We start from the raw sequence: 23,549 nt of genomic DNA on the forward strand, positions 1-23,549 counted from the left end.
CGGACATAGCGTTGCGAGACCTGGGCCAGATCAGCGATGTCGGGCACCGGCCAGCCCTGGGCGGAGGCCAGCACGACCATCGCCCGCCGCAGACGCACCCGGTCTTTCGCGGTCCGGTTGACCCGCTGCAACCGCTGTCCCTCAGCCATCGACAGCGGCCTCACAAACACTCCCGGTGGTCGAGCCACGATCATCCTTCCCGGTCCCGCCATCACGTTCGGGACCAGGATGGGACACCACTCCGGAAAGATCAATTACGACACCAACCAACATTGACGAGGCACTAGGGTCGAGGACATGCCGACCGTGGAAGCCCCGATCGTCGCCGTCACCGTGTATCCCCAGCAGGCCCGGGTGACCCGCCGGTGCCGGGCGCGCCTCGATGCCGGCCCGCGGCTCACCTTCGCCGGGTTGCCGCTCGCGCTCGACCCGGGTTCGGTGCGTGTGACCGGCACCGGACCGGCGCTGATCACAGGGGTCGACGTCCGCACCGAGCGGCACCCCGAGCCGGCCGACGCGGCGTTGCGCGCGTTGGTCGAGCAGCGACGTGCCGATCAAGCGACGATCGACGCCGTCTCGGACGACGAAGCGGCCGCGGCGATGAAGGTGGAGCTGCTGACGTCGACCGCGAAGCGCAGCGGCGGCAGCTTCGCGAAGGCATTGGCCGCTGGAACCGTTGAGCCGGACCGCGTCTCAACAGTTACCGAAGCGCTGGGCAGCCGGCTTGCCGAGGCGTTGAAGGCCCGTCGCCGGCTCACCGACCAGCTCACCCAGCTGCGCGACGACCTCGCCGCGCTCGACCGCCGGATCGCGGCGCACAGTGCACAGTCCGAAAAGGACAGTACGAGCGTGGTGGTCGAACTCGAAATCACTGAGCCGGAGGGTGAAGCTAAGCTTGAACTGTCCTATGTGGTTCCGAGTGCGAGCTGGGAACCGGGCTACGACATCCGGGTCCACGGCACCGACGTCGCCGTGACCTCCTACGGCCTGGTCAGCCAGCACACCGGTGAGGACTGGCCGGAGTGCGAGCTGGCGCTGTCCACCGCGCGGCCGGCGAACACCGTCGTGGTGCCCGAGCTGCGGCCCTGGTATCTGGACCGGGTGCAGCCGGTCCAGGCCAGGGGGAGGGTCGCGTTCAACGCGGCTGCTCTGGGCGGAGCACCCGACGGCGCTCGCGCGGAGCGGCTGGCCGCCCCCGCACCCGCAATGGCACCGAGGTTCGCCGAGCTGGAGCAGGGCACGACGGCGGTCACCTACCGGCCGTCGCGGCCGGTCGCGGTGCCCTCGGGTGCGCAGGGCCACCGCACGACGCTCGCGCGGCTCGACCTGACCGCCGAACTCGGGTACGTCACCGCCCCGGTGCTGGCGCAGGAGGCTTACCTGCGCGCCAAGGTGGTCAACACCTCCGAGCACGCGCTGCGGCCAGGGCGCGCGTCGGTGTTCCACGACGCGGAGTTCGTCGGCACCACGCGCGTGGAGGCTTGGGCGCCGGGCGAGGATCTCGAACTCGCGCTCGGTGTCGACGACCGGATCCGGGTCGAGCGCGAGCTGGTCCGCCGCACCGCGAGCAAGGCGACGCTGTCCGGGCAAAAACGCCGTGAGGCCGAGTACCGGATCACCGTGACGAACCACAGCCCGCGCGACGCCGTGGTGAGCGTTCTCGACCAGGCCCCGGTCTCCCGCGACGACACGATCACCGTGCGGGATGTACGGACCAGCCCGGAGCCCGCCGAGGCGTCGGAGCTGGGCGAGTTCACCTGGCGGCTGGCGCTGCCGCCCGGCGGGAAAGGGGAGGTGACCCTGTCGTTCCGCGTCGACGTCACGAAGGGCGTAGAACTCAGCGGCTGGCGCGAATGAGTTCGCGGTGTGGCGGCCACGGTCACGGCCGACAGCGACAATGAGCGCACACGCGATCATTGTCGCTGAACTGTCCGCACGGCCAGACGTCGCCGCCGCGCGGGCCGCAGAGGTTGCCGACTGGTTGCTTGACCGCGGGATTATCGAGCCGAACAGGCAGCGAGACACGTTGCGGCGGCCGAGCGAGTACAACGCGGGTCCCTTCGTTTCTCACGTGGCGCCCGGCTTCCAGGCTCGCGGGTACAGAGCCGGCGGTGGCCTGCAACGAGTGCGGCAGCACGAACCTGGCTGGTGACTGGCGTGGTGACTTTGGAGTCCACGTTGCCAACCTGGCGGTGCAGTTCAACAACTGGCCGCCGCTGACCGACCAGTTTGTCGGAGAACTCAGGGAGCGCCTTGGCCCCCGCCCCCGGTTGATCTATCGGCACATCTGAACTACCCCACCTGGACAGTCCCGTATGGACGCGGCGCGAACCCGGAATTCGCCTCGCTGAACCGAGAACTCGGGTGCTGGAAGCCGGAACTCGCTCGCCCCGACCGGGGACACGCGGTCCTCAGCGGAGATCGAGTCGGAAGACGGCTACCTGGTCCACGTGCCGTTCGATCTCGTCGAGCGAGGCGTCGAGTTCGAACGGCAGCAGCGGGTCGCGGTACCCGGCCTGAGGCAGATAGATCGCCAGCGCGGCCGCCGCCTCGCGCCCGTCCACCAGGACCGGCCGGCGCTCGGTGTCGCAGGCGTCCGGCCCGTCGCGCTCCACCCGGCACTGCCCAGCCGCGAGCAGGTTGCGGACCCAGTCCCGCGCTCGGGTCGCCGAACACACATACAGCCGTCCGTCGATCGCGGTGACGTTGACCGGAAACGGCCGGGACGCGCCGCTGCGGCGCCCCACCACGTTGATCACCCTCGCCACCGGCCGACGATCCTGGTACGGCTCGGGGTCGCGCGCGAAGCTGCTCCACCATCGTCCGATTCATCTCGCGCTGGCCTCGCTGGTCCGCTGCGACGGTGGTCGTACGGTCCTGATTCGTCATCCCATACCCCTAAAACGGTCCGCTGGTCCATTTCCGCCGGGTACGATACGGTCCGGCGGACCATTTTGGCAAGGGAGGCACGATGACACAGCGAGCCGACGTGCTCCGCAATCACGCCGCGGTCCTCGCGGCCGCTGAGACGTTGTTGCACCGTGACGACCTCGACCGAATCACCCTCGCCCGCATCGCCGAGGCCGCGGGCGTTGGCAAAGCCACCGTGCTGCGACACTTCGGCGACGTGGGCGGTGTCGTCGAAGCCGTGCTCGCGCCCAAGGTCACTGCCTTGCAGGACGCCGTGTCCGCTGGGGATCCGCCGCTCGGACTGGATGGCTCGCCCCGCGAAGCCCTTCATGCCTTCCTGGACGCCCTGTTCGACTTCGTTCTCGACAACCGCACTCTCATCCGTGCGCTGGAAAACCGTCGCCCGAACGCCTACTACGCCAACCCCGCGAGCCGGTTCTGGATCGGCGAACTAAGCCGTCGCATCCGCCGAGCCGTCCCGTCGGCTGATGCGGACTATCTGGCGCATGTCGTGTTCACCGCGCTGCGGGCCGACATCATCGACTACCTCCGTTCCGAGCAGCAGATGCCTACGGAACGAATTCGTGCTGGTCTGCACACGATCGTGAGTGGACAGTAGGTCGCCTGGTCCAGGTCTGTGGCACTCCGTGCCATCGAGCGAGCCGATCAGTGGCCGTCCGGGTGGCGCCGGAGTGCCGCGCTCACCTGCCGGACCACTTCGTGCAGCGGTGCGGCCGTGGTCATGACCGTGACGACGGTTTCCGGTTCCGGCGCCGGCTTGCCCTGGTCGCGGAAGGCGTCGGTGACGAGTGCGAAAGCCTGGCTGCCGGTGGCGGTGATGTCGTCTTTTCCGCCGCTGTGCAGCCACTTTCGCAGCACGTGGTTGTTGGCCGCGGCGATCGCGGCCGCGGCGACGGCGGCGCGAGCGTCCGCGAGCGGGTCACCGAGGTGTGCGAATCGCTGCTGGAGGTAGCGGGCGAGCACACGCTGGTACCGGTCGACCGTGGCCACCTCCTTGTCGCGCAGTGAGGGGACGGTCCGGGTGAGGGTGAACCGTTTGAGCGAGATTTCGCGGTCGGCGACGTAGTAGTCGAGCACGAGCCGGACCGCGTCGCAGGCCACTTCGACCGGGTCCCGTGCCGGATCGGCCTCCTCGAAGACCGTTTCCATCTGGGCGACGATCTCGTCGTGGTTGGCGAAGATCACGTCCTCTTTCGCGCGGAAGTACCGGAAGAAGGTGCGTCTGCCGACCCCGGCGGCCGCGGCGATCTCGTCGACGGTGGTCGCCTCGTAGCCGTTGGTCAGGAACAGGTCGATGGCCGCGGCGGTGAGCGCGCGCCGGAGTTGACGGCGCCCGGCGGGTGTCGCGCCCACCCGTGTGGCCGGTGTGTTGCCTGGCGAGTCCGTCATACCGGCAACGTAACAGGTTCTCTTGTCAATGGCACGGAGTGCCGTTAGACTCGGCTGCGCTTTGGGTCCGGGGCGAGCAAGGTCGGCAGGCAGGTCAGGCACGGGAGGCGTCGAATGACAACGGTCGAGCAGCAGTTTCATGCCTTCCAGCCCGGCTTGGGCGAATCCGGGCTGCCGTCCATGGACCGGGCCGGAGACGAGCGGCTCGCCTTCTATCGCAGGCTCTTCGGCTGGCCGGTGAAGCCGCATCGGGACGGCTCGGTGGCGCTCGTCCTGGAAAACGGCCTGTGCGCGGTGGTGATTCCCAAGCTCACGTCGGATCGGGTGATCCGCAATCTCGACAAGGCCGAATGCCATGGGCCGGTGCTCGACCTGCCCACTCCGCGGGGAGCCCGGCTGGTCATCCTCGCCGAGGCAGACGGGATCGTGCCGCCGGCCAACCTGCTCCCCAAGGGGGTCGAGCTGCTCCATTCCGGTGCGGTGGTGCCGCTGCCGTCGGCGCAAAACTTCCTGACCGGATGGTTCAGGCCGCCGGATCCGCACCAGCGGTGGCTGCCCAGCCTGGGTGCGGTTCTGGCGATCGTGCAAACCTGCTTCTGGTAACACCCGGCCTCTTCGGTCTCCAATCGCCGGATTTCCGGCCGGCAGCTGCGTAGAGTGCGCAACGTTGTCACACCCGCTGTGCAACTGTCCGCACTTGTCGAAGACGAACAGACCAAGCGGGAACTCGAAGCGTGGCGCGCCGTGCTGCCGAAGCTGCCCTGACTATCGGCGAGAGCACCGTTCAGGACAGCCCGGCGCTTTCGGAAGCGCTGTCGTAGTCGTTACGTGATGGTGCTGCATGATTTCCACCTGGCCGCCGAGTACAAGGCGGAGGTCACCCAGTAGCACTCGCGCCGACGGGGGTGCCTGTCCGAGTCCGCTAACCTGTCGTGCATGCCAGCAGCACGTCGCAAACCCGTCGCGCGGAACCACGCCGAGGGGCCCTGGCTGATGCTGATCTACCGGGTGCCCAGCGAGTCCTCCCGTGCGCGCGTCGCCGTCTGGCGCGAGCTGAAGCGGTTGGGCGGGTTGTATGTGCAGCAGGCCGTCTGCGTGCTGCCGGACCGGGCGGACCTGCGCGCGAGCATCGACAAGGTACGCAAGCGCATCGACGAACTGGGTGGCTCAAGCATCTTCCTCACCCTGCACGACGTCGAACCCGAAACCCGGGACCAGTTCGTCGAGGGTTTCCGCGGACAGTCCGAAAAGGAATACGCGGAGATCATCGAGGAGTGCGAGACGAAGTTCGTCAAGGAGATCGAGTTCGAGCGCTTCCGGAACAACTACACCTTCGAAGAGGCCGAGGAGATCCGGCAGGATTTGGAGAAGCTTCGGCGGTGGCTGGACAAGGTCGAGGCCCGCGACTGGATGAAGGCGCAGGGCCGCGACCTCGCCCACCAGAAGGTCGCCGAATGTGAGCAGTTGCTCGAACAGTTCGAGGCCGACGTCTACGAGCGTGTCGTGAACGAAGCGGACTGAGGGGAACCCGGTTCAGCGCTTGGCTTTCGACCGCACGTCGATCACCAGGCTGATCGAGAACGCGGCGACGACGAGCACACCGCCGAGCACGGCCAGTCCGTTGTCACCGAAGAGCCCGGTGCCGGTCGCGGCCAGCAGTACCGCGAGAGCGAGCACGACCGCGACGGCGATCTTCCAGTCGTCGCCGATGATGAAGTCGTACCAGAACTTGCCGAACGATTTCACGAACTTCATGGCGCGATCTCACCTTCGAGGGTGGCGGGGGTGGTGCGGGATGTGCGCAGCACCGCGACGAAGATCTGGCTGAGCAGGAACCAGGCGACGAGCAGGCCGAGAATGGCGAGGTTCGCACCGGGCCATGCCAGGCTCCGGTGCCCGGCGCGGAAGATGCCGACGCCCTCGACCGCCCAGTAGGTGCCGAAGGACGCGAGCATCAGCCCGACAGCGTATTTGAGCATGTTCTCGTTGATCATCGAGAGTGGCCGCTTGAGCGCCAGTGCCAGGGCCAGCACGATGACCACCGCGGCGACCGCGCCGAGGCTCGCGGCGGGAATGTTGCCGGCGTTGAGGCCGAAGGTGATCACGATGAACACCACTTCCATGCCTTCGAGGAAGACCCCCTTGAACGACACCATGAACGAGAACATGTCGAACCCGTCACTCCGGCGGCCCGCGGCCTTGGCCGCCTCGACCTCTTCGGCGAAGATCGCGTCCTCGTCGTGAATCGACTTGCGCCCGGAGGCACGCAGGATCGCCTTGCGCAGCCACTGCAGGCCGAAGATCAGGAGCAGGCCACCGATCGCGAGCTGGAGCGCGGATTCCGGCAGCCAGGTGGTCAGTGCGTAGCCCGCCGCCGCGGTGGCCACGGCGAGCACGCCGATCGCGGCGGCGGTGCCGGTCAGGGCCGAGCGCCAACTGCGGGTGAATCCCATCGCCATCACGATGGTGGTCGCTTCCACCATCTCCACGAAGCAGGCGACGAACGTCGCGATGACCAAACCCCAGGTGGCTGCGTTCACATGGCCCTCCCATCCGGTAGCCCATGTATCACTTGTTACGGCTGAACGCTAGTTACATCCATCCGGCGTTGTCAACGAGCGGCTCTCACCCGCGTCATGAGTGGCGAGACGTTCGGGCGCCGATCAGCTGACGGGGTGACACCTGCGTAACGGCTCCGGGCTGTGCTTGCCGAAACGGCCATTTGTTCGCGAGAAAGGAGACTGCGAATGCGACTCGCTGCCGTCGTGCGCCCGTCAATATTTCGCCTGGTTTCCTACGCCTCGATCGTGAGCGCCTTCCTGATGGCGTCGTCGTCGGTGACCACATCCGGCGGGCGGGCGAACGCCGCGCCGGATTGCTCGAGGCCGCTCGTCGTCGGCGTTCACGGGGTGGGGGAAGGGCCCGACGAGTACGGTTCGGGAAACCCTTCGGCTCCGTTGAACGACACGATAAAGCGGCTTCGCAAATTGCAGACGGCGCGCAAAAGCCCCGAAGCCGAAGCGCTTTTTCTGCGCTACCCGACGATTAGTGCGCACACGTTGGCTGATCTCGGCTTCTGGGGAAACGGCAGTTTCTTCGCCGCGGTCAAGAACGCCTCCCGTGGTCTGGATCGCGAGGTTTCCCGAGCCCGCAAGGCCTGTCCGGACCGCCGGATCGCGCTGGTCGGGTACTCGCTGGGGGCATGGATCATCGACGACTACCTCGCCGGCCAGGACACCGCGGCCCAGCAGCGCGCGATTTCCGCGGTGGTCCTCTACGGCGACCCGGAATGGCCGATTCCGTCGCCGGGTGGCCTGGCCCGTGAGTTCGGCCACGTGCACATCAGTCCGTACAAACCGCAGTGGCTCCGGGAACGCTTCTTGAGCATGTGCCTTCCGCACGATGTCGTGTGCAACGCCGGCCACGACACGGCGGGGGCTCGCGTGCAGCAGTTGGCGGCCTGCGTCGCCGGACTTCCGGGCTGTGCGCACCGGCGCTACCAACTGGACGGCGTCACTCGTCGCGGCGCTCAAGCCCTGTTCGGCTGGACCGGTGGTGGCGGCCCGCAAAAGTAGGAAGCCGCGCGCATGCCGCCTACCCCGCGCCGAGCCGGCCGCGGTTGCTATAGTCGGCGGCTGGTTGACAGAACTTCCCAAGGGGGCTTTGCGCTCGATGGTGGCTGAGGACGACATCTCCGGGTGATCCCGGTCCCGGCCAGCGGTGTCCGCGTCTTTCGGCGGCACCGCTTCTGGTCGCGTCCTGCTGACCCCGTCGTCCGCCGGGCGGCTGCCGCCGCCCGCCTCACGCACTTGAGAGCTTCCTCATGTCCAAGTCCTATATCGTCTGTTCCGCGCTGTCCTTTTCCTGGCCGGACGGGACCGAAGTCTTCGCGGAGCTGAGCTTCACCGCCGGTGCCGGCCGCACCGGACTCGTCGCGCCCAACGGAGCGGGCAAGAGCACGCTCCTCAAGCTGATCGCGGGCGAACTCCAGCCGCAGCAAGGTTCCGTCACCGTCGACGGCGACCTCGGCTACCTGCCTCAGGCCCTGCCCTTGACCGGCGAGCTCACCGTGGCGGAGGTGCTGGAGATCGAGCCGGTCGTCCGGGCGCTGGCCGCGATCGAGTCCGGCGACGCCAGCGAGGAGCACTTCACGGTCGTCGGTTCGAACTGGGATATCGAAGAGCGGGCCCGTGCCCAGCTGGACCGGCTCGGACTCGGCGACGTCGCACTGGACCGGCCGCTGGCCACGCTCAGCGGCGGCCAGGTGGTCACCCTCGGCCTGGCCGCCCAGCTGCTCACGGAACCCGACGTGCTGCTCCTGGACGAGCCCACCAACAACCTGGACCGTGCCGCGCGGCGGCGCCTGCATTCCGTGCTGGGCGAGTGGAACGGCTGCCTGCTGCTGGTCAGTCACGACCGGGCTTTGCTCGACCGGATGGACCGCATCGCCGAACTCGACCACGGGGAGATCCGCTTCTACGGCGGGAACTTCTCCGACTACGAGGCCGCGAAGGAAGCGGCGCGTGAGGTGGCCGAGAAGAACCTTCGCGGCGCGGAGCAGGATCTCAAGCGCGAGAAACGAGAACTGCAGCAGGCCCGCGAGCGGGCCGCGCGCCGCGCGAGCACCGGCGCCCGCACCAACACCGACATACCCAGGATCATCCGTGGCGGGCTGAAGCGGCGCGCGCAGGAATCCGCGGGGAAGGCCAACGACATGCATTCCCAGCGTGTCGAAAGTGCCAAAGCCCGGCGCGACGAGGCGGACCGGGCGCTGCGCGAAGCCGACACGATCGCACTGTCCCTTCCGGACACCACCGTCCCGGTCGGCCGCACCGTCTTCCACGGCGAGCGGATGCAGGTGCGCTTCGGCGAAAGCGCGCTGTTCGCGGGGGACGGAGTGAGCCTGACGATCCGTGGCCCCGAGCGGATCGCGCTTACCGGCTCCAACGGCGCCGGTAAGTCCACCCTGCTGCGCATCGTCGGCGGCTTGCTCGAACCCAGCACTGGGGTCATGAACCGCGCCGACGGGCGTGTCGCTTACCTGTCGCAGCGGCTGGACCTGCTCGACCTCGACCGCAGCACGGCGGAAAACCTGCGTGCGTTCGCGCCGCGACTGTCGCCTTCGGACACCATGAACCGGTTGGCCCGCTTCCTTTTCCGTGGCGAACGCGCCAACCTGCCGGTCGGGGTGCTCTCCGGTGGCGAGCGGCTGCGGGCGACGCTGCTGTGCGTCCTGTCGGCCGAGCCCGCACCGCACCTGCTGCTTCTCGACGAGCCCAGCAACAACCTCGACCTGGCCAGCCTCCGGCAACTGACCGATGCGCTCAACGCCTACCGTGGCGCGTTCATCGTGGTCAGCCACGACGAAGTGTTCTCGAGCGAGATCGGCGTGAACCGGTGGCTGAGCCTGAGCGAGGGCGAACTGGTCGAGACGGGACCGCCGGACGGACCGCGAACCGGTGGCCGGTTCTCCGGTGGGCCGTCGTGACCACCCGAGATCAACATGTCCCGCGGCGTGGGACGGTCTGCGGCCCGCATGCCGGCCGTGCCATCATCACGGTGAGTTTCCATCGGACGTCCTTCCTCAGGAGCGAGTGTTCATGACCCCGCGCACCCCCACGCCGATCGTGGACGCGCTCCGAGAAACACGTCCGGGAAACGCGCGACCGGCACCGTGCCTGGAAGCGACAGAGGTAGCGAGCGCGGTTCAAGCCCGCCGGCGTGTGAGACTTAGGAAGGATGCTTGATGACGAGCACACCCGCTTCGTGGTCGTTCGAGACCCGCCAGATCCATGCCGGGGCCCAGCCCGACCCGGCCACCGGCGCCCGGGCCACGCCGATCTACCAGACGACGTCCTATGTGTTCCGGGACACCCAGCACGGCGCCGACCTGTTCAGCCTCGCCGAGCCGGGTCACATCTACACGCGGATCAACAACCCGACCCAGGACGTCCTCGAACAGCGGGTCGCCGCGATCGAAGGCGGGGTCGCCGCGGTCGCGTTCGCCTCGGGGCAGGCCGGGGTGACCGCCACGATCCTGAATCTCGCGGGCGCCGGCGACCACCTCGTCTCCAGTGCTTCGCTCTACGGCGGCACGTACAACCTGCTCCGCTACACGCTGCCGAAGCTGGGCATCGAGGTGTCGTTCGTCGACGATCCGGACGACCTTGACCAGTGGCGGGCCGCGGCCCGGCCGAACACCAAGCTGTTCTTCGGCGAATCGCTCGGCAATCCGCGGGCCAACGTGCTCGACATCGCGGCGGTCGCGGACCTGGCGCACGAGGTCGGCGTGCCGCTCGTGGTGGACAACACCGTGCCGTCGCCCTACCTGCTGCGGCCGATCGAGCACGGCGCGGACATCGTCGTGCACTCGGCGACGAAGTACCTCGGCGGGCACGGCACGGCGGTCGCCGGCGTCGTGGTGGACGGTGGCACGTTCGACTTCGGCGCCCACCAGGAGCGGTTCCCGGACTTCTCCGAGCCGGACCCGAGCTACCACGGGCTCCGGTACTGGGAGGCACTCGGCCCGGGCGCGTTCGCGGCGAAGCTGCGGGTGCAACTGCTGCGCGACACCGGCGCCGCCATCGCTCCCTTGACGAGTTTCCTGGTGCTCCAAGGCATCGAGACGCTGTCGCTGCGGATGGAGCGGCACGTGGCCAACGCGCAGGCACTCGCGGAATGGCTGGAATCCCGCGACGAGGTGGAGACGGTCTACTACGCGGGCCTGCCGTCGAGCCGCTGGTACGACGCGGCACGGAAGTACCTTCCGCGTGGTGCCGGCGCCGTGGTGTCGTTCGACCTGCACGGCGGCGTCGAAGCGGGCCGCGCGTTCGTGGACGGCACGGAGCTGTTCAGCCAGTTGGTTAACATCGGCGATGTGCGAAGCCTGATCGTCCACCCGGCCAGTACCACCCATGGGCAGCTCACCGCGGAGGAACAGATCGTCGCCGGGGTCACCCCGGGTCTCGTCCGGCTGTCGGTGGGCCTGGAAGGCATCGAAGATCTCAAGGCCGATCTGGAGGCCGGCTTCCGGGCGGCCAAGGACAAGGTGTGACCTCGCCGGGGGACGCTGTCCCTCCCGCCACCGGCGCCTGGCGGGAGGGGGATCCGCCCGGCCGGCGCCGGTGGTTCACCGCACCGGGCCGGTTCGCGCTGGAGCAGGGCGGGTCGCTGCCCGGCTACCGGCTCGCCTACGAGACCTGGGGGAAACTCGCTCCCGATGGCTCCAACGCGGTGCTGGTCCTGCACGCGCTGACCGGCGACAGCCACGTCGCCGGGCCGGCGATGCCGGGACATCCGACCGCCGGCTGGTGGGACGACCTGGTCGGCCCCGGCCGGGCGCTCGATCCCGCGGAGGCGTTCATCGTGGCGCCGAACGCGCTCGGCGGCTGCCAGGGCAGCACGGGACCGGCTTCGCTCGCCCCGGACGGCGTGCCGTGGGGAAGCCGTTTCCCGACGGTGACGATCCGCGATCAGGTGGTGGCCGAGGCGGCGCTGGCCGACGAACTCGGCGTGCCGTCGTGGGCGCTCGTGCTCGGCGGGTCGATGGGCGGCATGCGGGCCCTGGAGTGGGCGGTGACCTACCCGGCCCGGGTGCGCCGCCTGCTGCTGCTGGCCACGAACGCGGCGGCGAGCGCCGACCAGATCGCGTGGACGTCGGTGCAGATCGCCGCGATCCGCGCAGACGAGGGCTGGCGCGGCGGCGACTACTACGTGGCCGGCCCCGGCAGCGGCCCGCACCGCGGCCTCGGCGTGGCGCGGCGCATCGCGCACGCCACCTACCGCAGCGCGACGGAGTTCGACGCGCGGTTCGGCCGTGCCGCACAACCGGGGGAGGACCCGTACGACGGCGGACGCTTCGCCGTCGAGTCCTACCTCGACCACCACGCCGGCAAGCTCACCCGCCGCTTCGACGCCGGCAGCTACGTCGCGCTGTCCGAGGCGATGAACCTGCACGACGTCGGCCGCGGCCGGGGTGGCGTGGCACGCGCGCTGGCGCGGGTCACCGCGGCCACGATGGTCGCGGGCGTCGACACCGACCGCCTGTTCCCGCTGGAGCAACAGGCGGTGCTCGCGTCCGGAGTGCCCGGTGCCGGTGACGTGAGAGTGATCTCCTCGGCGAGCGGGCACGATGGCTTCCTGATCGAGACCGGGCAGGTCGGCAAGCTGATCACGGAGCTGCTCTCTCCGTGAAACACGGCGCATACCCGGCTTTGCCGCCACCGTGGGGAAAAGGTGGCAGCCGGCCGGCCACGTAGACCTCCTTGATCTGCCGCAGGTAACGCGTGATCTCGGTGACGCGCTTCATATCGCGTTGCCCGTTTCAGCGACTAGCATTCCCGAAGCGTCGCGTGCCGGTGGCGGACGGATCGCCAGGCATGGAGGCGTCGGAGCGAAAGGTGGCATTGCCATCTTGCCAACTCAGGCAACAATTTCAGAACGCATCACGGTTTATCCGGCCGACGGCCGTTTCACCGGTCCCCGGCCATCGATACTCGTCCTCCCCGGCGGCCGTTATCGGGAACTTCCACCGCACGAGGGTGCGGGCTACGCCCGCTGGCTCTCCAGTATCGGGCTGCACGCCTTCGTACTCGAATATCGGCTGCTGCCCGATCGGTTTCCCGCACCGTTGCAGGACGCCCGGGCCGGACTGGACTACATCAACAGCGGTGCCCACGGGCTCGAGACCGGCCGGGTCGGCGTCATCGGTTCCAGCGCCGGCGGGCACCTGGCGGGCCTTCTCATGACCGGTACGGTCCTGTCGATAGAGGACGGCGTTGCCGACCCGCCGCGTCCGGACTTCGCGATCCTGGCCTACGCCCTGGCCGACCTGGATCTGCTTCCACCGGAGGCGGTCGAAGGACTGCTGGGAGAGCTGAGTTCCATCAAGGACGAACTGTCGCCCGCCAAGCACGTGGACTCGACGGTGTGCCCGACGTTCGTGTGGGCGACCGCCCAGGACCCGCCGGGCCGCCCCAACGCCCTGGAATGGGCACGAGTCCTCGCCGAAGCGGAGGTCCCGGTGGAACTCCACATCTACCCGCGCGGCGGGCACGGCATCGGTCTGGCCGACGGCGTCGAGTACGGCGGCCAGAGCCACATCTTCATCGCCCACAATGCTCACACGGCGACCTGGACGGACGCGTGCAAGGCGTGGCTGCACGAGGAAGGCGTCCTCGAACCGCTTTAGCGGGTCCGAACTTCCGTGGGGCGTCAGGTGATTTCGAGGTTGGCCATCATGCCCATGTCTTCGTGTTCGGCGTTGTGACAGTGGAAGAGATAGCGGCCGCGGTAGCCGTCGAAGCGGGTGATGATCTCCGCGGATTCCCCCGGCCGCAACGAGATGGTGTCCTTGAGGCCCGCATCGTGGGGCAGCGGCGGCCGGCCGCCGCGCGCGAGCACTGCGAAGCCGACCAGATGCAGGTGGACCGGATGGTGGACGTCGGCGACCAACCGCCAGACTTCGACATCGCCGAGCCGGACGGTGACATCGGAGCGGGCGGGGTCGAACGGTAGCCCGCCGATCAGCCAACCGTGTTCGCCGTGCATCTGCCCGGCGCGGAAGGAGAATTCGCGCACCCTGACGGCGTCCGACCGGTGCCAGGACGGCAGATCGTTCGAGAGGGTGCGTGGGATACGGCTGTCGTCGGTGGCGTTGCGTACGACCCGGAATGCCATCACGTCGCGGGTACCCCCGGAACCCAGCCGGTTGACGACCCTGACGCGGCTGCCGATCGGGACACCCGAGAAGTCGACGATCACGTCGTAGCGTTCGGCCGGCGCGAGCGGCAGAAGTTGGTGGGTCACCGGCGTCGCGAGCAGTCCCTGGTCGGCGCCGATCTGGACGAGATCCAGCCGGCGTCCGTCGTCGGTGACCGCTTCGAGTTCGTAGTGGCGGGCGTTCGAGGCGTTCAGGATGCGCAACCGGTACCGGGCGGCGTCGACCTCGTGCACTGGCCACGGGGCGCCGTTGACCAGGATCACGTCGCCGAGGACTCCGGCGAGATAGGGTTCGCGGACGCCCGGCCGCTCCCGCAGGGTGGGGTCGACGGAGGGATAGTCGAGGCCGCCGTCGGCGGCGAACGCCCGGTCCGCGATCGCGATGGGCAGTTCGCGCGGTCCCGCGGGCAGGCCGAGCGAGTCCTCGGCATCGTCGCGGATGATGTGCAGCCCGGCCAGGCCGCGCCAGATCGCGGGCGCGGTGAAGTCCATCCGGTGGTCGTGGTACCACAGCATCGTCGGCCGCTGGTCCAGCGGAAACGTGTAGTCCCGCGTCAGCTTGGTCAGCACCGCCCGCGGATCGTGCATGCCGTGCTCAGCGCCGTGGGCGCCGTGGGTGGCGTCCGGCCAGCTCCCGGGCAGGATGAGGTCGGTCGGGTACCCGTCGGAATCCGCCGGGGTCCGGCCGCCGTGCAGGTGCACGGCGGTTGGCACGGGCAGCTCGTTGCGATGCGTCACGGTGATCGGCCGGCCGCGGCGCGACTCGATCGTCGGCCCCGGGAAGGTGCCCTCGTACGTCCACAGGGGCGTCCTGACACCGGGCAGGATCTCCGCACTCGCTTCGCGCTGGGTTATCTCGTAGTGGTCGACACCGCCCTTCGTGCTGACGGGCTTGAGCACGGCGGGAATCGGCAGCGGGACCTGGAAGGGCGGCGGTAGCGGCACGGCGCTGCGCAGTTCGGCGCCGGTGATCGGCGGGCGGCGGGACAGCGCGGCCGAGGCCGACAGCCCGGTGGCCGCCATCAGCCCGAGCGCCCCGCCGATGCCCAGAATCTGGCGCCTGGTCATGGCCCGGGCACGGCCGGATCGGTCGTCATGATCCTCACGCATCGCCGGCCTCCGGTCGGTGCGGGGCCGCCAGGGTCTGCACCTGCTTGCGCTGGGGTTGCGGTCGCCGTTGGAGGGGCCGCCACCACACGTCGATGAACTGCACGACGAGCGCGGCGATGGTGATCACTCCGAGCGGGAGATGTAGCCACAGTGCGCCCTCCAGGCCGGCGAAGTACTGCACCGTCTCGGCCGTCACCACGGCGAACGTGGCGAGGAAGACCCAGACCTGACGCAGCCGGACCCAGACCACGATCGCCGCGATCAGCTGTATGTAGCCGATAGAGGTGACGACGTTGGCGCCGGCCGCATGCCAGCGCAAGCCGTCGTAGTCACCGCTCAGGAACACTCCGGCGAACACCGGCTGACCGAAGATCGCGACCACGTGCGCGCTGATGACGGCCCGCAGTACCCACCCACTGGGCCTCGTCCGATGCGCGGCCTCGGTTCGGGCCGGCATGGCCGCGGTGTCGGCCGCGGTAACCATGAGACTCCCCCTCGCTCTCTGTTCTCAATCCCGGAGCTATCACCCGACGTTATGATTCGCGAGTTATCTTGTCCAAGACGAATATTGCTATGACGTTATGCCTTGGGAGGTATGACGACAGTGCCGCCGCGGTCAAGGGCAGGTACGAAAACGAGGAGAGGGCCATGGACCTGAACACGCTCAAGCAGTTCCTCGTGGTGGCGCGACTGGAACACCTCAGCCGTGCGGCCGACGAACTTCACGTCGCCCAGCCGTCGCTGAGCCGCACCATCGCCCGGTTGGAAAGCGAACTCGGCACACCACTGTTCGATCGGTCCGGCAGGCTCCGGCTCAACGATGCCGGGAAACTCTTCCGCGGTTATGTCGAACGCGCCCTGGGTGAACTCGACGCGGGGCGACGAGCCGTCGCCGAGACCACCAGCGACGGTTTCGGCACCGTGAGACTGGCGTCGGAAACCTTTCTCGGCCTCACCGGACTGCTCGCGGCGTTCAAGCGAGCCCATCCCGCTGTCGAGGTCGAACTTCACCAAATGCCGGCCGAGGACATGGCCCGCCGCCTGCGAGCCCAGGACATCGACCTGTGTGTCGCCGCGCAGCCGATCCCCGCCGAGGGCTTGGCCGCGGTTCAACTGCTCGACGAGGCGGTATGGCTGGCCACGCCGCTCGACCACCCGCTGGCTGGCCGTACTTCGGTGAGCGTCGACGAACTCGCCGACCAGCCCTTCATCACCACCCGCAAGGGAAACTGGCCACGCCGGCTGCTCGATCGGCTCTTCGCCGCAAGAGACCTCACCCCGAAGATCGTGTGCGAAGGCGACGAACCCGCCGCCATCGCCGACCTGATCAGCACAGGACTCGGCGTCAGTCTCCTGCCCGCCATCGCCCGGCGCTTCGCCACGCAGATCCCCGTCGCCTGGATCGCCGTCGACAGCCCCGACTGCCGTCGCACGCTCACCCTGTTCTGGGGCGCCGACAGCCATCTCTCCACCGCCGCTCGCCTGATGCGCACCACGATCACCGGCTGGAACTGGAACAGCGGCGAATCTCGACAGAACGGCGGATGATCAGCCTGCTGTCTGGACCAAAGCCGCTGTGCCCTGACATTTCAGGCGGCTGCGTCGTCGGACTCTTGGGAACCACCCGACCGTCGCCAGGAGAGCCGGTTGCGGTCATAGTTTGAACGGAGGATGCGATGACAACGAACGAGTCCGAAGTCAGGGCGCTCTTGGACGGTCGAGTCGAGGCGTGCCGGACAAAGAACATCGATCGACTCATGTCACATTATTCTGCCGACATCGTTTATTACGATGCCGTCCCCCCTCTCCAGTTCGTGGGAAGCGAAGAAGTCCGCGGCAACTTTTCCCGGTGGTTCGACGGGTATGACGGCCCCATCGGACTGGAAACGCACGACCTGACCATTACGACAAGCGGCGACGTCGCGTTCGCCAACATGCTTCACCTGAACTCCGGAACGCGAAAGAACGGTTCCCACAGTGCGATATGGGTGCGGTCGACCGTGTGCTGCCGGCGGTCCAGCGGCAAGTGGCTGATCATGCACGAACACATCTCGGTGCCGATCAACCCGGAGAACCGGCAAGCCTGGCTTCCGCCGGTTCACCAGGCCGATGGTCGGTCGGGCCCCGCCGAGAAACAGTGACGGACCCGAACGCACCGTCACCATTTCAGTTCAGCAAGGAAATCGGCTTCCATCGGCTGGGACTTCTTGACCGGTCCGCAAGCCCGGCGCTTCACTTGGCGGGATGACCTGATTTGTTCGGGTTTGCTTTGGACGAACCGGGGAGGACCGATGTCCGTTACGGATGAGTTGCTCGCCGCCAACGCCGAGTACGCGGAGACCTTCTCCGGGCCGCTTCCGATGCCACCCGCCCGTCACGTCGCCGTGGTGGCATGTATGGATGCCCGGCTCAACGTGTACGGGGCGCTTGGCCTCCACGAAGGCGAAGTCCACGTCATTCGCAACGCCGGGGGAGTGGTGAGTGAGGACGTCATCCGTTCGCTCGCGATCAGCCAGCGGCTGCTCGGCACGCGGGAGATCGTCCTCATTCACCACACCGACTGCGGCATGCTCACCTTCACCGACGACGAGTTCAGACAGGCGATCCAGGACGACACCGGGATCAAGCCGCCGTGGGCCGCCGAAGCGTTTCCAGACCCCGAGACCGACGTCCGGCAGTCCATCGCCCGCGTCAAGGCCAGCCCGTTCCTCCCGTACAAGGACGCCGTCCGCGGTTTCGTGTTCGACGTGGCGACCGGAAGGCTCGCCGAGGTCTCGTGAATCGCCGCCGATGCTGCCTTCCGCTCAGCTGCCGGCCAGCCCGCGCGCGCGGAGCACGGAGGTCTCGAGCGGACGGAAGATCAGCAGGTCGATGCCGATGCCGACGAACAGGATCAGGAAGATCGCGGCGAGGACGGTAGGCATGTCGTTGAAGCTGCGGCCCTGGTCGAGATAGGCGCCGAGACCGAGGCCGAGCTGCGGGGAGACGGCGATCAGCTCGGCCGCCATCAGCGACCGCCACGAGAACGCCCAGCCCTGCTTGAGCCCGGCGAGGTAACCGGGCAGTGCCGCGGGCAGCAGGATGTGCCGGGCGGTGGCGAGCCGGCCGGCGCCCAGCGCGCGGCCGACCCGAAGCAGGCTCGGCTGGACCTGGTCGATGCCGGCGACCAGCCCGTTGGCGATGGAGGGCACCGACCCGAGCAGCACCACGAAGTAGATCGCGGTGTTGTCGATACCGAACCACAGCACGGCGGCCGGCACCCAGGCCACCGACGGCAGGCTCTGCAACCCGGACAGCAGCGGGCCGATCGCGGACCTGATCACGGTGACCCGGGCGACGAGCAGGCCGAGCGGGGTGCCGATGGCGACCCCGGCGAGGAACCCGAGCACGGCCCGGTGCACCGAGGTCCAGACGGTGCCGAACACCGACCCGTCGGTCACCGTGCCCCAGAACGTGTTCCACACGGCCAGTGGCGCGGGCAGCTTGTACTCGGGCCAGAACGCCGCGGCCCACAGCGCCTGCCAGAGCGCGACGATGAGCACGATCGCGACGGCCGGTGGCAGCACGCCGCGCAGGAGCCGGCGCGAAGTGGTCCGGGCGGGTGCCGGCGTGTCCAGCACGTCCAGTCCGGCCCCCACGGCATCCAGCTCGGCTCCGCTGCTTTCGTCGGGGCGGCCCAGCCCCGGACGGGTGTCGCGTGTGTTCATCGCGTCGTCCTCACTGGCCGCCGAGCCCGGCCGCGTCGATCGCCGGCTTGTGCTGGTCGCTCAACACCTTGTTGAGCAGGTCCAGGTCGAGGAATCCGTTGAGGTTCGCCGCGGTCCTGACGACTCCCGCGGTCACCGAGTCCTGCGCGAGTTGCGGGTAGGCCGCGCTGTCCGGGTCGGGGCCGAGGGTGATCTCGCTGAACGCCCGGTCGAGCACGGCTGGGGAGAGCCGGTCGTGGGTCAGCTCGGCGATGCCGTCGTTGACCGCGGTCCTGGCGTCGGCCGGGTTCGCCGCCGCCCAGTCGGTCGCGGCCAGGACGGCCTTGAGCACGGCCGTCACGGTCGCGGGGTGCTGCTGGAGGAACTCGGTACGCACGACCACGACCGTGGTCGGGAACTTTCCGTCCGGCCACCGGGATTTCTCGTCGAGCAGGACGTTCGCGCCGGCGTCGAGGACGAGTTGCGAGGCCCACGGTTCGGGCAGCCACCCGCCGTCGATGTCGCCGTTGCGGAAGGCGTCGAACGCCTGCGGGTTGTCCAGGTTGGCGACCGTGACCTGGCCCGACAGGCCGGTGGTGGAGAGCCACTTCTTCAGCGCGACGTCCTGAGTGTTGCCTTTGGACGGTGTGGCGAGGGTCTTGCCCTTGAGCTGGGCCGGGGTGGTGATGTCCGGCTTGACGACCAGTTCGGCTCCGCCGGACACGGCGCCGGAGACCACCTGGATCGTGCCACCCGACTTCGTGAAGGCGTTGATCGCCGGGCCCGGGCCGATGAAGCCGATGTCGAGCGACCCGCCCAGCAGGGCGTTCGCCTCGTCCGTGCCCGAGTTGAAAGTCTGCGCGGTCAGCTTGGTGGAGCCCAGTTCCCGGGCGAAGAAGTCCTTGTGCACACCGATGATCGCCGGGGCGTGGGTGACGTTGGGAAAGTAGCCGAGCCGCACTTCGGTCGCCGCCCCCTCATCCTGCGCGTGAGTGGACTGACCCGCCGTGTTGCCGGCACGGGAGCAACCGGCGAAAACGGCGGTCAGGGCGAGCGCGGCCACTGCGACGGAGAGGAGACGGCGGTATCGAGATGACATGGGTGACCCTTTCCAGGGAAGGGAGATGGCGAGAGTTTCGCATTCCCTTTCCACGCGTTCCACCGCATCCGAGTGCTGGGACACCCCTTGACATTCACCGCCTCTGCCCGGTGTGTCCCCGGTCCAGGCGACCATGTTCCCGGTTCAGGCAGGCGAGTTCTGGCTTGGAGCGACAGGACGACGGTTCACCGAGATCGAGGCCGAATCACTCCGCCAACGCAAACCGACGAGCCCGTTTCGCAGCCTGCTCCGAAGAAGCCGGGCGAAGTGCCGCCGCCGAGCACTACGGCACCGGCCGTGGAAAATGATGAACTCGTCGAAGACATGGACGCCGGGCCGGGCGGCGACCGACACCGCGGCGTCACGGACTGCCCTGAGATCCGCCACCGTATCGGGTGGCATCACGATGGTGGCGGGGTGGCCGTCGAACTGGGCGTCACCGGCGACGTGATCGCCGTGAGCGTGTGTGTGGGCGACGACGAGTTCGTATGCGTAACGACGGTTCGAGGCCAGCCACTCGCCGAGCAGCGTGTCGACAGTCGCCCGCAGCGGAAACCGATCCGGGTCGGCGGTTGCCCCGGTGTCGAGCAGCAGGGCGCGCTCGTTTCCGAAGAACAGGTACAGGAAGGGTGCTTCGAAATGGACCGCCTTGTTCTGGCACAGCACGAACGTGTGTGGGTCGTAGGCGTGGACCTGGATCGGCGGGTCGGTGTTACGCCGGGCTGACGGCGAACCATGGATCCACCGGATGCCCAGGTCACCGGGACGAGGCGCGTCGGACATGAAATCGATTTCCATGTTTTCCTTCCGTTGCCGTCGCGCGGTTGACGACGATGTCGCCGGGCGCCGGGCGGGACTGGCTAAGCTGACGCCGTGACGGCAGGCGAGAGGCGGCGAGGGTGACCATCTGGGCCGACGTGATCAACTACGTACGCATCCGGTACGAGGTGCTGGAGGAGCGGGACGACTGGCTGCGCTTCCGGCTGGGTACCGAGGACGGCCGCACGCAGCAGGTCGCGGTGCACCACCTGCCCGACCACGATGGTGCGGAGTGGGCGGAGATCTCGTCGCCGGTCGGCTGGGCCGACAAGATCGACCTGCGGCGGTTGCTCGAGCTCACCGGCGGGGCGAGCGGCGGCGGTGCGGTCGTGGTCGACGGCGTCGCGCTGATCAGGCACACGGTGCAGCTGACCGCTTCGCATGCTCAGGACGGATTCGAACGCGCCCTCGCGTCGACCGCCGCAGCGGCCGACGCGTTCGAGCGGGAACTCGCCGGCACCGACGAGTTCTGAGCAGACACCGCGACGTGATCACGAAGGGGCCGCCGGGGCGTCTTCGGTGAGGTTGCGGACGCTGCGGCTGCACAGCGCGGCGACGGTGGCGGCCACGATGAGTGCCGCGCCGATGTTCAAGGTTGTCGAGACGTCCAGCATCGTGGCGACGGGGCCGATCGCGATCTCCCCGATCGGCATCGCGACCAGGGAACCGATCGCGTCGTACGAGTAGACCTTCGCCAGCTTGTCCTCGGGAATGTGGTGCTGCAGCGACACATCCCACGCGATGGCGAACTGTTCCAGCGCGACGCCCGTGGTGAACATCGCGGCGATCAACACGACCATCGTGGGCGCCTCGGCCATCGCGATCAACGGCAACGCCACGGCGACGGTGAACGCGACACCGAAGCACAGCGCGCGCCGGGGTCGCCAACGCGACGCGAGCACACCGCCGACGGCCGCGCCCACGGTCTGGGCGGCGAGCACCAAACCCCAGGCGGTGCGGCCGAAGGTGCGGTCGGCGATGCTCGGCCCGAGGACCTGGACGCACCCGGTCTCGACCGCGTTGACGACCATGAACTGCAGCACGACGACCCACACCCAGGGGCGGCTGACGAATTCCCGCCAGCCGTCCCGCAGGGCGGTCAGGGTCGGGGTGGACGGCCCGCTGCGTGCCGTCGTGCGGTTTCCCGGCCGGATTCGGTGGTAGCACGCGGTGGCCAGCGCGAAGGCGCCGCTGGTCAACACGATCGCCCAACCGGAGCCCACCAGTGCGCTCAGCAGCCCGCCGAGCGGCGCCCCGGCGACGCTCGCCATGTTCGTGCCCAGCCGGGCCACCGCGTTCGCCGGGCGAAGCAGGCCCGCCGGCACGGTTTGCGGGGTCAGCGCGGACGCGGCGGGCAAGGATGCCGCCGAGACCGCGCCGTTGACGACGTTCATCGCGACGAGCAGCGGGACCGAGGCGAACCCGGCGAGCACGGAAACCGCGATGGCGACCTGGCTGGCCGCCGCGGCCGCGCTCGCGCCCTGCAGGATCACCGGGCGGGGCAGCCGGTCGGCGAGCACACCGCCGAACAACAGCAACACCACCATCGCGGCGGAGCGGGCGCCGACCACGATGCCGAGGTCAACCAGTGAACCGGTGAGATCCAGCACCGCGAACGCGAGCGCGACGGGCGCGACGGCGTTGCCCAGATAGCTTGCCACCCGGCCGGCCGCCAGCCAGCGGAACTCCCGGTGCCGCAGCGGGGCCAGCAGACCGGTTCGTGCCGGTAGCTCGCCGGTGTCCGCGGTCATCGCCGCGAATCCAGCTGAAACAGGGAGATCGTGGCGCTCACCCGGACCGTGCCCGGGGTTCGCGGCGGCTTGGCGCCCTCGTGCAGCAGCTCGCTCACCTGCCGGACGTGGTGCAGGGCGGCCTGCCAGGCTTCGGGGCTCACCCACACCTCGGCGTCCGTCATGGCTCCCGGGGCACCGAGCTGCCGCAGTGCGGTGCGCCTGCGGAGTTCGTCGCCGAGGGCCGCGGCCAGCATGACGTGGTCCTCGCCGTCACCGGTGATGCGTTCACCGCTGTCCGGGTCGTGGCGGTACCGCTTGGCCTGTCCGCCGCGGATCGAGACCTCCTCGGCGATCCGCAACAAGCCCGCCTCGTGGAGCTTGCGCAGGTGGTAGCTGACGTTGGCCTGGGTTTCCCCGAGTTCGCGAGCCGCCTCCGCGGCGCTCATCGCCGCTCCGGTCAACAGCGACAGGATCCGCAGCCGCAGCGGGTGCGCGATGGCCCGCAGGCCGCGTAGCCGCTCATCGTGGTTCGTCACGGCGGCGATTCTGCGGCAAGATCGATCCGACTGTCAAATAGTTCTTTGGGGGTTCTGCTGCTCCACTACCGCCTTCAAAGCCACCGCGCCTGCGTGGTACTCGGCTTCCAGGGCCGTGCGGTGCTCGGCGAGAAGGGTTTGCGCCATCGCTCCGCTGAAGACCTCTTCGTCGACCAGCCGGGTCCCGTCGCCCTCCGGGACGACGGTGAAGCTGTGGCGGCCGAAGAAGATCCCGGGGTCACCCCCTTCCCAGGCCAGCGTCAGCGGCTCGGTCACTTCGGTGACGGTGACGTCGAACTCCCGCTCGGTGGGTGTGCCCTGGTTGGTTCGCCAGCGGAGGACGGCACCCGGTGCCAGGTGGCCAGCGGGTGGACCGTCGAGCAATTCCAGCGTGGGGTGCCACCGGCGGTAGCGGGGCACATCGATCAACACGCGCCAGACCTGTTCAGGAGTCGCGGCGATGGCGGCTGCGACGCGTATCCGCAAGCTGTTTTCCTGCATGGTCGTTCAGGATAATGGCGCGCGG

Annotated in this window: 26 protein-coding genes; 14 read left to right on the forward strand and 12 right to left on the reverse strand. The window is 68.6% G+C overall.

Translation table 11 applies throughout. The features are described from left to right. Positions 1-297: 297 nt before the first annotated feature. Together A3CU_RS0117940 and A3CU_RS0117945 are read left to right on the forward strand one after the other, a co-directional pair. On the forward strand, positions 298-1,857 hold the full coding sequence (locus tag A3CU_RS0117940) for a DUF4139 domain-containing protein (protein ID WP_027943487.1): 1,560 nt from the start codon (positions 298-300) through the stop codon (positions 1,855-1,857). Between the two features lie 254 nt (positions 1,858-2,111). Then, on the forward strand, positions 2,112-2,291 hold the full coding sequence (locus A3CU_RS0117945; RefSeq protein WP_027943488.1) for a hypothetical protein: 180 nt from the start codon (positions 2,112-2,114) through the stop codon (positions 2,289-2,291). 120 nt (positions 2,292-2,411) lie between these two features. On the opposite strand, the gene A3CU_RS45265 is transcribed toward A3CU_RS0117945, so the two are convergent. Further along, positions 2,412-2,768: a PNPOx family protein gene (locus tag A3CU_RS45265; RefSeq protein WP_052371828.1), complete on the reverse strand. Its 357-nt coding sequence runs from the start codon at positions 2,766-2,768 to the stop codon at positions 2,412-2,414. A 203-nt stretch (positions 2,769-2,971) separates the two neighbouring features. Between A3CU_RS45265 and A3CU_RS0117955 the strand changes: the two genes are divergently transcribed. After that, the gene (locus tag A3CU_RS0117955) at positions 2,972-3,529 is read left to right on the forward strand and encodes a TetR/AcrR family transcriptional regulator (RefSeq protein ID WP_027943489.1); all 558 of its coding nucleotides are present in this window, start codon (positions 2,972-2,974) and stop codon (positions 3,527-3,529) included. A 47-nt stretch (positions 3,530-3,576) separates the two neighbouring features. Here the strand turns inward: A3CU_RS0117955 and A3CU_RS0117960 are convergent, their stop codons facing one another. Further along, positions 3,577-4,320: a TetR family transcriptional regulator gene (locus A3CU_RS0117960; protein ID WP_027943490.1), complete on the reverse strand. Its 744-nt coding sequence runs from the start codon at positions 4,318-4,320 to the stop codon at positions 3,577-3,579. Between the two features lie 114 nt (positions 4,321-4,434). Between A3CU_RS0117960 and A3CU_RS0117965 the strand changes: the two genes are divergently transcribed. Further along, positions 4,435-4,923: a hypothetical protein gene (locus A3CU_RS0117965; RefSeq protein ID WP_245617154.1), complete on the forward strand. Its 489-nt coding sequence runs from the start codon at positions 4,435-4,437 to the stop codon at positions 4,921-4,923. A gap of 333 nt (positions 4,924-5,256) precedes the next feature. Next, positions 5,257-5,841 carry a Chromate resistance protein ChrB gene (locus tag A3CU_RS0117975; protein ID WP_052371829.1) on the forward strand — a complete coding sequence of 195 codons (585 nt, stop codon included), beginning with the start codon at positions 5,257-5,259 and terminating at the stop codon, positions 5,839-5,841. Between the two features lie 12 nt (positions 5,842-5,853). Here A3CU_RS0117975 and A3CU_RS0117980 read toward each other — a convergent pair whose 3' ends face one another. Both A3CU_RS0117980 and A3CU_RS0117985 read right to left on the reverse strand, forming a co-directional pair. After that, a complete protein-coding gene (locus A3CU_RS0117980) occupies positions 5,854-6,075 on the reverse strand; it encodes a hypothetical protein (protein WP_027943493.1) in 222 nt (73 codons plus the stop codon). Next, positions 6,072-6,860: a COG4280 domain-containing protein gene (locus A3CU_RS0117985; protein WP_027943494.1), complete on the reverse strand. Its 789-nt coding sequence runs from the start codon at positions 6,858-6,860 to the stop codon at positions 6,072-6,074. Before A3CU_RS0117985 ends, A3CU_RS0117980 begins: the two co-directional genes overlap by 4 nt. A gap of 207 nt (positions 6,861-7,067) precedes the next feature. On the opposite strand from A3CU_RS0117985, the gene A3CU_RS0117990 reads away from it, so the two are divergent. From A3CU_RS0117990 to A3CU_RS45275, 5 genes are all read left to right on the forward strand, one after another. Next, entirely contained in the window at positions 7,068-7,895 is an 828-nt protein-coding gene (locus A3CU_RS0117990) for a cutinase family protein (RefSeq protein ID WP_027943495.1), read from the forward strand. Between the two features lie 248 nt (positions 7,896-8,143). Continuing rightward, entirely contained in the window at positions 8,144-9,808 is a 1,665-nt protein-coding gene (locus tag A3CU_RS45270) for an ABC-F family ATP-binding cassette domain-containing protein (RefSeq protein ID WP_052371830.1), read from the forward strand. Between the two features lie 258 nt (positions 9,809-10,066). Then, positions 10,067-11,374, forward strand: coding sequence for a bifunctional o-acetylhomoserine/o-acetylserine sulfhydrylase (locus A3CU_RS0118000; RefSeq protein ID WP_027943496.1), 1,308 nt, complete (start codon positions 10,067-10,069; stop codon positions 11,372-11,374). After that, positions 11,371-12,513, forward strand: a complete 1,143-nt coding sequence (gene metX / locus A3CU_RS0118005) for a homoserine O-acetyltransferase MetX (RefSeq protein ID WP_027943497.1) — start codon at positions 11,371-11,373, stop codon at positions 12,511-12,513. Before A3CU_RS0118000 ends, metX begins: the two co-directional genes overlap by 4 nt. Positions 12,514-12,733: 220 nt before the next feature. Beyond that, positions 12,734-13,510 (forward strand): alpha/beta hydrolase, encoded by a 777-nt coding sequence (locus A3CU_RS45275; RefSeq protein ID WP_211246448.1) that lies wholly within the window; start codon positions 12,734-12,736, stop codon positions 13,508-13,510. 23 nt (positions 13,511-13,533) lie between these two features. On the opposite strand, the gene A3CU_RS0118015 is transcribed toward A3CU_RS45275, so the two are convergent. Both A3CU_RS0118015 and A3CU_RS45280 read right to left on the reverse strand, forming a co-directional pair. Next, positions 13,534-15,150 (reverse strand): multicopper oxidase family protein, encoded by a 1,617-nt coding sequence (locus A3CU_RS0118015; protein ID WP_052371831.1) that lies wholly within the window; start codon positions 15,148-15,150, stop codon positions 13,534-13,536. Next, positions 15,143-15,634, reverse strand: a complete 492-nt coding sequence (locus A3CU_RS45280; protein ID WP_063628847.1) for a hypothetical protein — start codon at positions 15,632-15,634, stop codon at positions 15,143-15,145. Before A3CU_RS45280 ends, A3CU_RS0118015 begins: the two co-directional genes overlap by 8 nt. A gap of 164 nt (positions 15,635-15,798) precedes the next feature. On the opposite strand from A3CU_RS45280, the gene A3CU_RS0118025 reads away from it, so the two are divergent. From A3CU_RS0118025 to A3CU_RS0118035, 3 genes are all read left to right on the forward strand, one after another. Then, positions 15,799-16,698, forward strand: a complete 900-nt coding sequence (locus tag A3CU_RS0118025; RefSeq protein ID WP_027943499.1) for a LysR family transcriptional regulator — start codon at positions 15,799-15,801, stop codon at positions 16,696-16,698. Between the two features lie 128 nt (positions 16,699-16,826). Then, complete coding sequence (locus A3CU_RS45285) at positions 16,827-17,291, forward strand: YybH family protein (RefSeq protein WP_052371832.1); 465 nt, start codon at positions 16,827-16,829, stop codon at positions 17,289-17,291. A gap of 150 nt (positions 17,292-17,441) precedes the next feature. Next, on the forward strand, positions 17,442-17,930 hold the full coding sequence (locus tag A3CU_RS0118035; RefSeq protein ID WP_027943500.1) for a beta-class carbonic anhydrase: 489 nt from the start codon (positions 17,442-17,444) through the stop codon (positions 17,928-17,930). Positions 17,931-17,954: 24 nt separating this feature from the next. On the opposite strand, the gene A3CU_RS0118040 is transcribed toward A3CU_RS0118035, so the two are convergent. The 3 genes from A3CU_RS0118040 to A3CU_RS49850 all read right to left on the reverse strand — a co-directional run bounded on the left by A3CU_RS0118040 (position 17,955) and on the right by A3CU_RS49850 (position 20,733). Next, a complete protein-coding gene (locus A3CU_RS0118040) occupies positions 17,955-18,857 on the reverse strand; it encodes an ABC transporter permease (RefSeq protein WP_052371833.1) in 903 nt (300 codons plus the stop codon). 10 nt (positions 18,858-18,867) lie between these two features. After that, positions 18,868-19,935, reverse strand: coding sequence for an ABC transporter substrate-binding protein (locus A3CU_RS0118045; RefSeq protein ID WP_027943502.1), 1,068 nt, complete (start codon positions 19,933-19,935; stop codon positions 18,868-18,870). A gap of 144 nt (positions 19,936-20,079) precedes the next feature. Further along, positions 20,080-20,733 (reverse strand): MBL fold metallo-hydrolase, encoded by a 654-nt coding sequence (locus A3CU_RS49850; RefSeq protein ID WP_052371834.1) that lies wholly within the window; start codon positions 20,731-20,733, stop codon positions 20,080-20,082. A gap of 101 nt (positions 20,734-20,834) precedes the next feature. Between A3CU_RS49850 and A3CU_RS0118055 the strand changes: the two genes are divergently transcribed. Further along, entirely contained in the window at positions 20,835-21,227 is a 393-nt protein-coding gene (locus tag A3CU_RS0118055; RefSeq protein WP_027943503.1) for a hypothetical protein, read from the forward strand. An 18-nt stretch (positions 21,228-21,245) separates the two neighbouring features. On the opposite strand, the gene A3CU_RS0118060 is transcribed toward A3CU_RS0118055, so the two are convergent. From A3CU_RS0118060 to A3CU_RS49855, 3 genes are read right to left on the reverse strand one after another with little or no spacing between them, the layout of a single operon-like run. Continuing rightward, entirely contained in the window at positions 21,246-22,505 is a 1,260-nt protein-coding gene (locus tag A3CU_RS0118060) for an MFS transporter (RefSeq protein WP_027943504.1), read from the reverse strand. Beyond that, on the reverse strand, positions 22,502-23,023 hold the full coding sequence (locus tag A3CU_RS0118065) for an ArsR/SmtB family transcription factor (RefSeq protein WP_027943505.1): 522 nt from the start codon (positions 23,021-23,023) through the stop codon (positions 22,502-22,504). The genes A3CU_RS0118060 and A3CU_RS0118065 overlap by 4 nt, the downstream gene beginning before the upstream one ends. A gap of 33 nt (positions 23,024-23,056) precedes the next feature. Continuing rightward, positions 23,057-23,524, reverse strand: coding sequence for an SRPBCC domain-containing protein (locus A3CU_RS49855; protein WP_052371835.1), 468 nt, complete (start codon positions 23,522-23,524; stop codon positions 23,057-23,059). Positions 23,525-23,549 lie beyond the last annotated feature (25 nt).

This window comes from Amycolatopsis taiwanensis DSM 45107, assembly GCF_000519205.1.
GTDB lineage: Bacteria > Actinomycetota > Actinomycetes > Mycobacteriales > Pseudonocardiaceae > Amycolatopsis_E > Amycolatopsis_E taiwanensis.

Bases quoted from the DNA above. Each gene is read 5' to 3' on its own strand.
- A3CU_RS45270 (WP_052371830.1), top strand. From the start codon at position 8,144: ATGTCCAAGTCCTATATCGTCTGTTCCGCGCTGTCCTTTTCCTGGCCG.
- A3CU_RS0118035 (WP_027943500.1), top strand. From the start codon at position 17,442: ATGTCCGTTACGGATGAGTTGCTCGCCGCCAACGCCGAGTACGCGGAG.
- A3CU_RS0117990 (WP_027943495.1), top strand. From the start codon at position 7,068: ATGCGACTCGCTGCCGTCGTGCGCCCGTCAATATTTCGCCTGGTTTCC.
- A3CU_RS0118000 (WP_027943496.1), top strand. From the start codon at position 10,067: ATGACGAGCACACCCGCTTCGTGGTCGTTCGAGACCCGCCAGATCCAT.
- A3CU_RS0117965 (WP_245617154.1), top strand. From the start codon at position 4,435: ATGACAACGGTCGAGCAGCAGTTTCATGCCTTCCAGCCCGGCTTGGGC.
- A3CU_RS0118040 (WP_052371833.1), bottom strand. From the start codon at position 18,857: ATGAACACACGCGACACCCGTCCGGGGCTGGGCCGCCCCGACGAAAGC.
- A3CU_RS0117955 (WP_027943489.1), top strand. From the start codon at position 2,972: ATGACACAGCGAGCCGACGTGCTCCGCAATCACGCCGCGGTCCTCGCG.
- A3CU_RS0117975 (WP_052371829.1), top strand. From the start codon at position 5,257: ATGCCAGCAGCACGTCGCAAACCCGTCGCGCGGAACCACGCCGAGGGG.
- A3CU_RS45285 (WP_052371832.1), top strand. From the start codon at position 16,827: ATGACAACGAACGAGTCCGAAGTCAGGGCGCTCTTGGACGGTCGAGTC.
- A3CU_RS0118025 (WP_027943499.1), top strand. From the start codon at position 15,799: ATGGACCTGAACACGCTCAAGCAGTTCCTCGTGGTGGCGCGACTGGAA.
- A3CU_RS0118015 (WP_052371831.1), bottom strand. From the start codon at position 15,150: ATGCGTGAGGATCATGACGACCGATCCGGCCGTGCCCGGGCCATGACC.
- A3CU_RS45280 (WP_063628847.1), bottom strand. From the start codon at position 15,634: ATGGTTACCGCGGCCGACACCGCGGCCATGCCGGCCCGAACCGAGGCC.
- A3CU_RS0117940 (WP_027943487.1), top strand. From the start codon at position 298: ATGCCGACCGTGGAAGCCCCGATCGTCGCCGTCACCGTGTATCCCCAG.
- A3CU_RS49850 (WP_052371834.1), bottom strand. From the start codon at position 20,733: ATGGAAATCGATTTCATGTCCGACGCGCCTCGTCCCGGTGACCTGGGC.
- A3CU_RS0117960 (WP_027943490.1), bottom strand. From the start codon at position 4,320: ATGACGGACTCGCCAGGCAACACACCGGCCACACGGGTGGGCGCGACA.
- A3CU_RS0118045 (WP_027943502.1), bottom strand. From the start codon at position 19,935: ATGTCATCTCGATACCGCCGTCTCCTCTCCGTCGCAGTGGCCGCGCTC.
- A3CU_RS0118060 (WP_027943504.1), bottom strand. From the start codon at position 22,505: ATGACCGCGGACACCGGCGAGCTACCGGCACGAACCGGTCTGCTGGCC.
- A3CU_RS49855 (WP_052371835.1), bottom strand. From the start codon at position 23,524: ATGCAGGAAAACAGCTTGCGGATACGCGTCGCAGCCGCCATCGCCGCG.
- A3CU_RS0117980 (WP_027943493.1), bottom strand. From the start codon at position 6,075: ATGAAGTTCGTGAAATCGTTCGGCAAGTTCTGGTACGACTTCATCATC.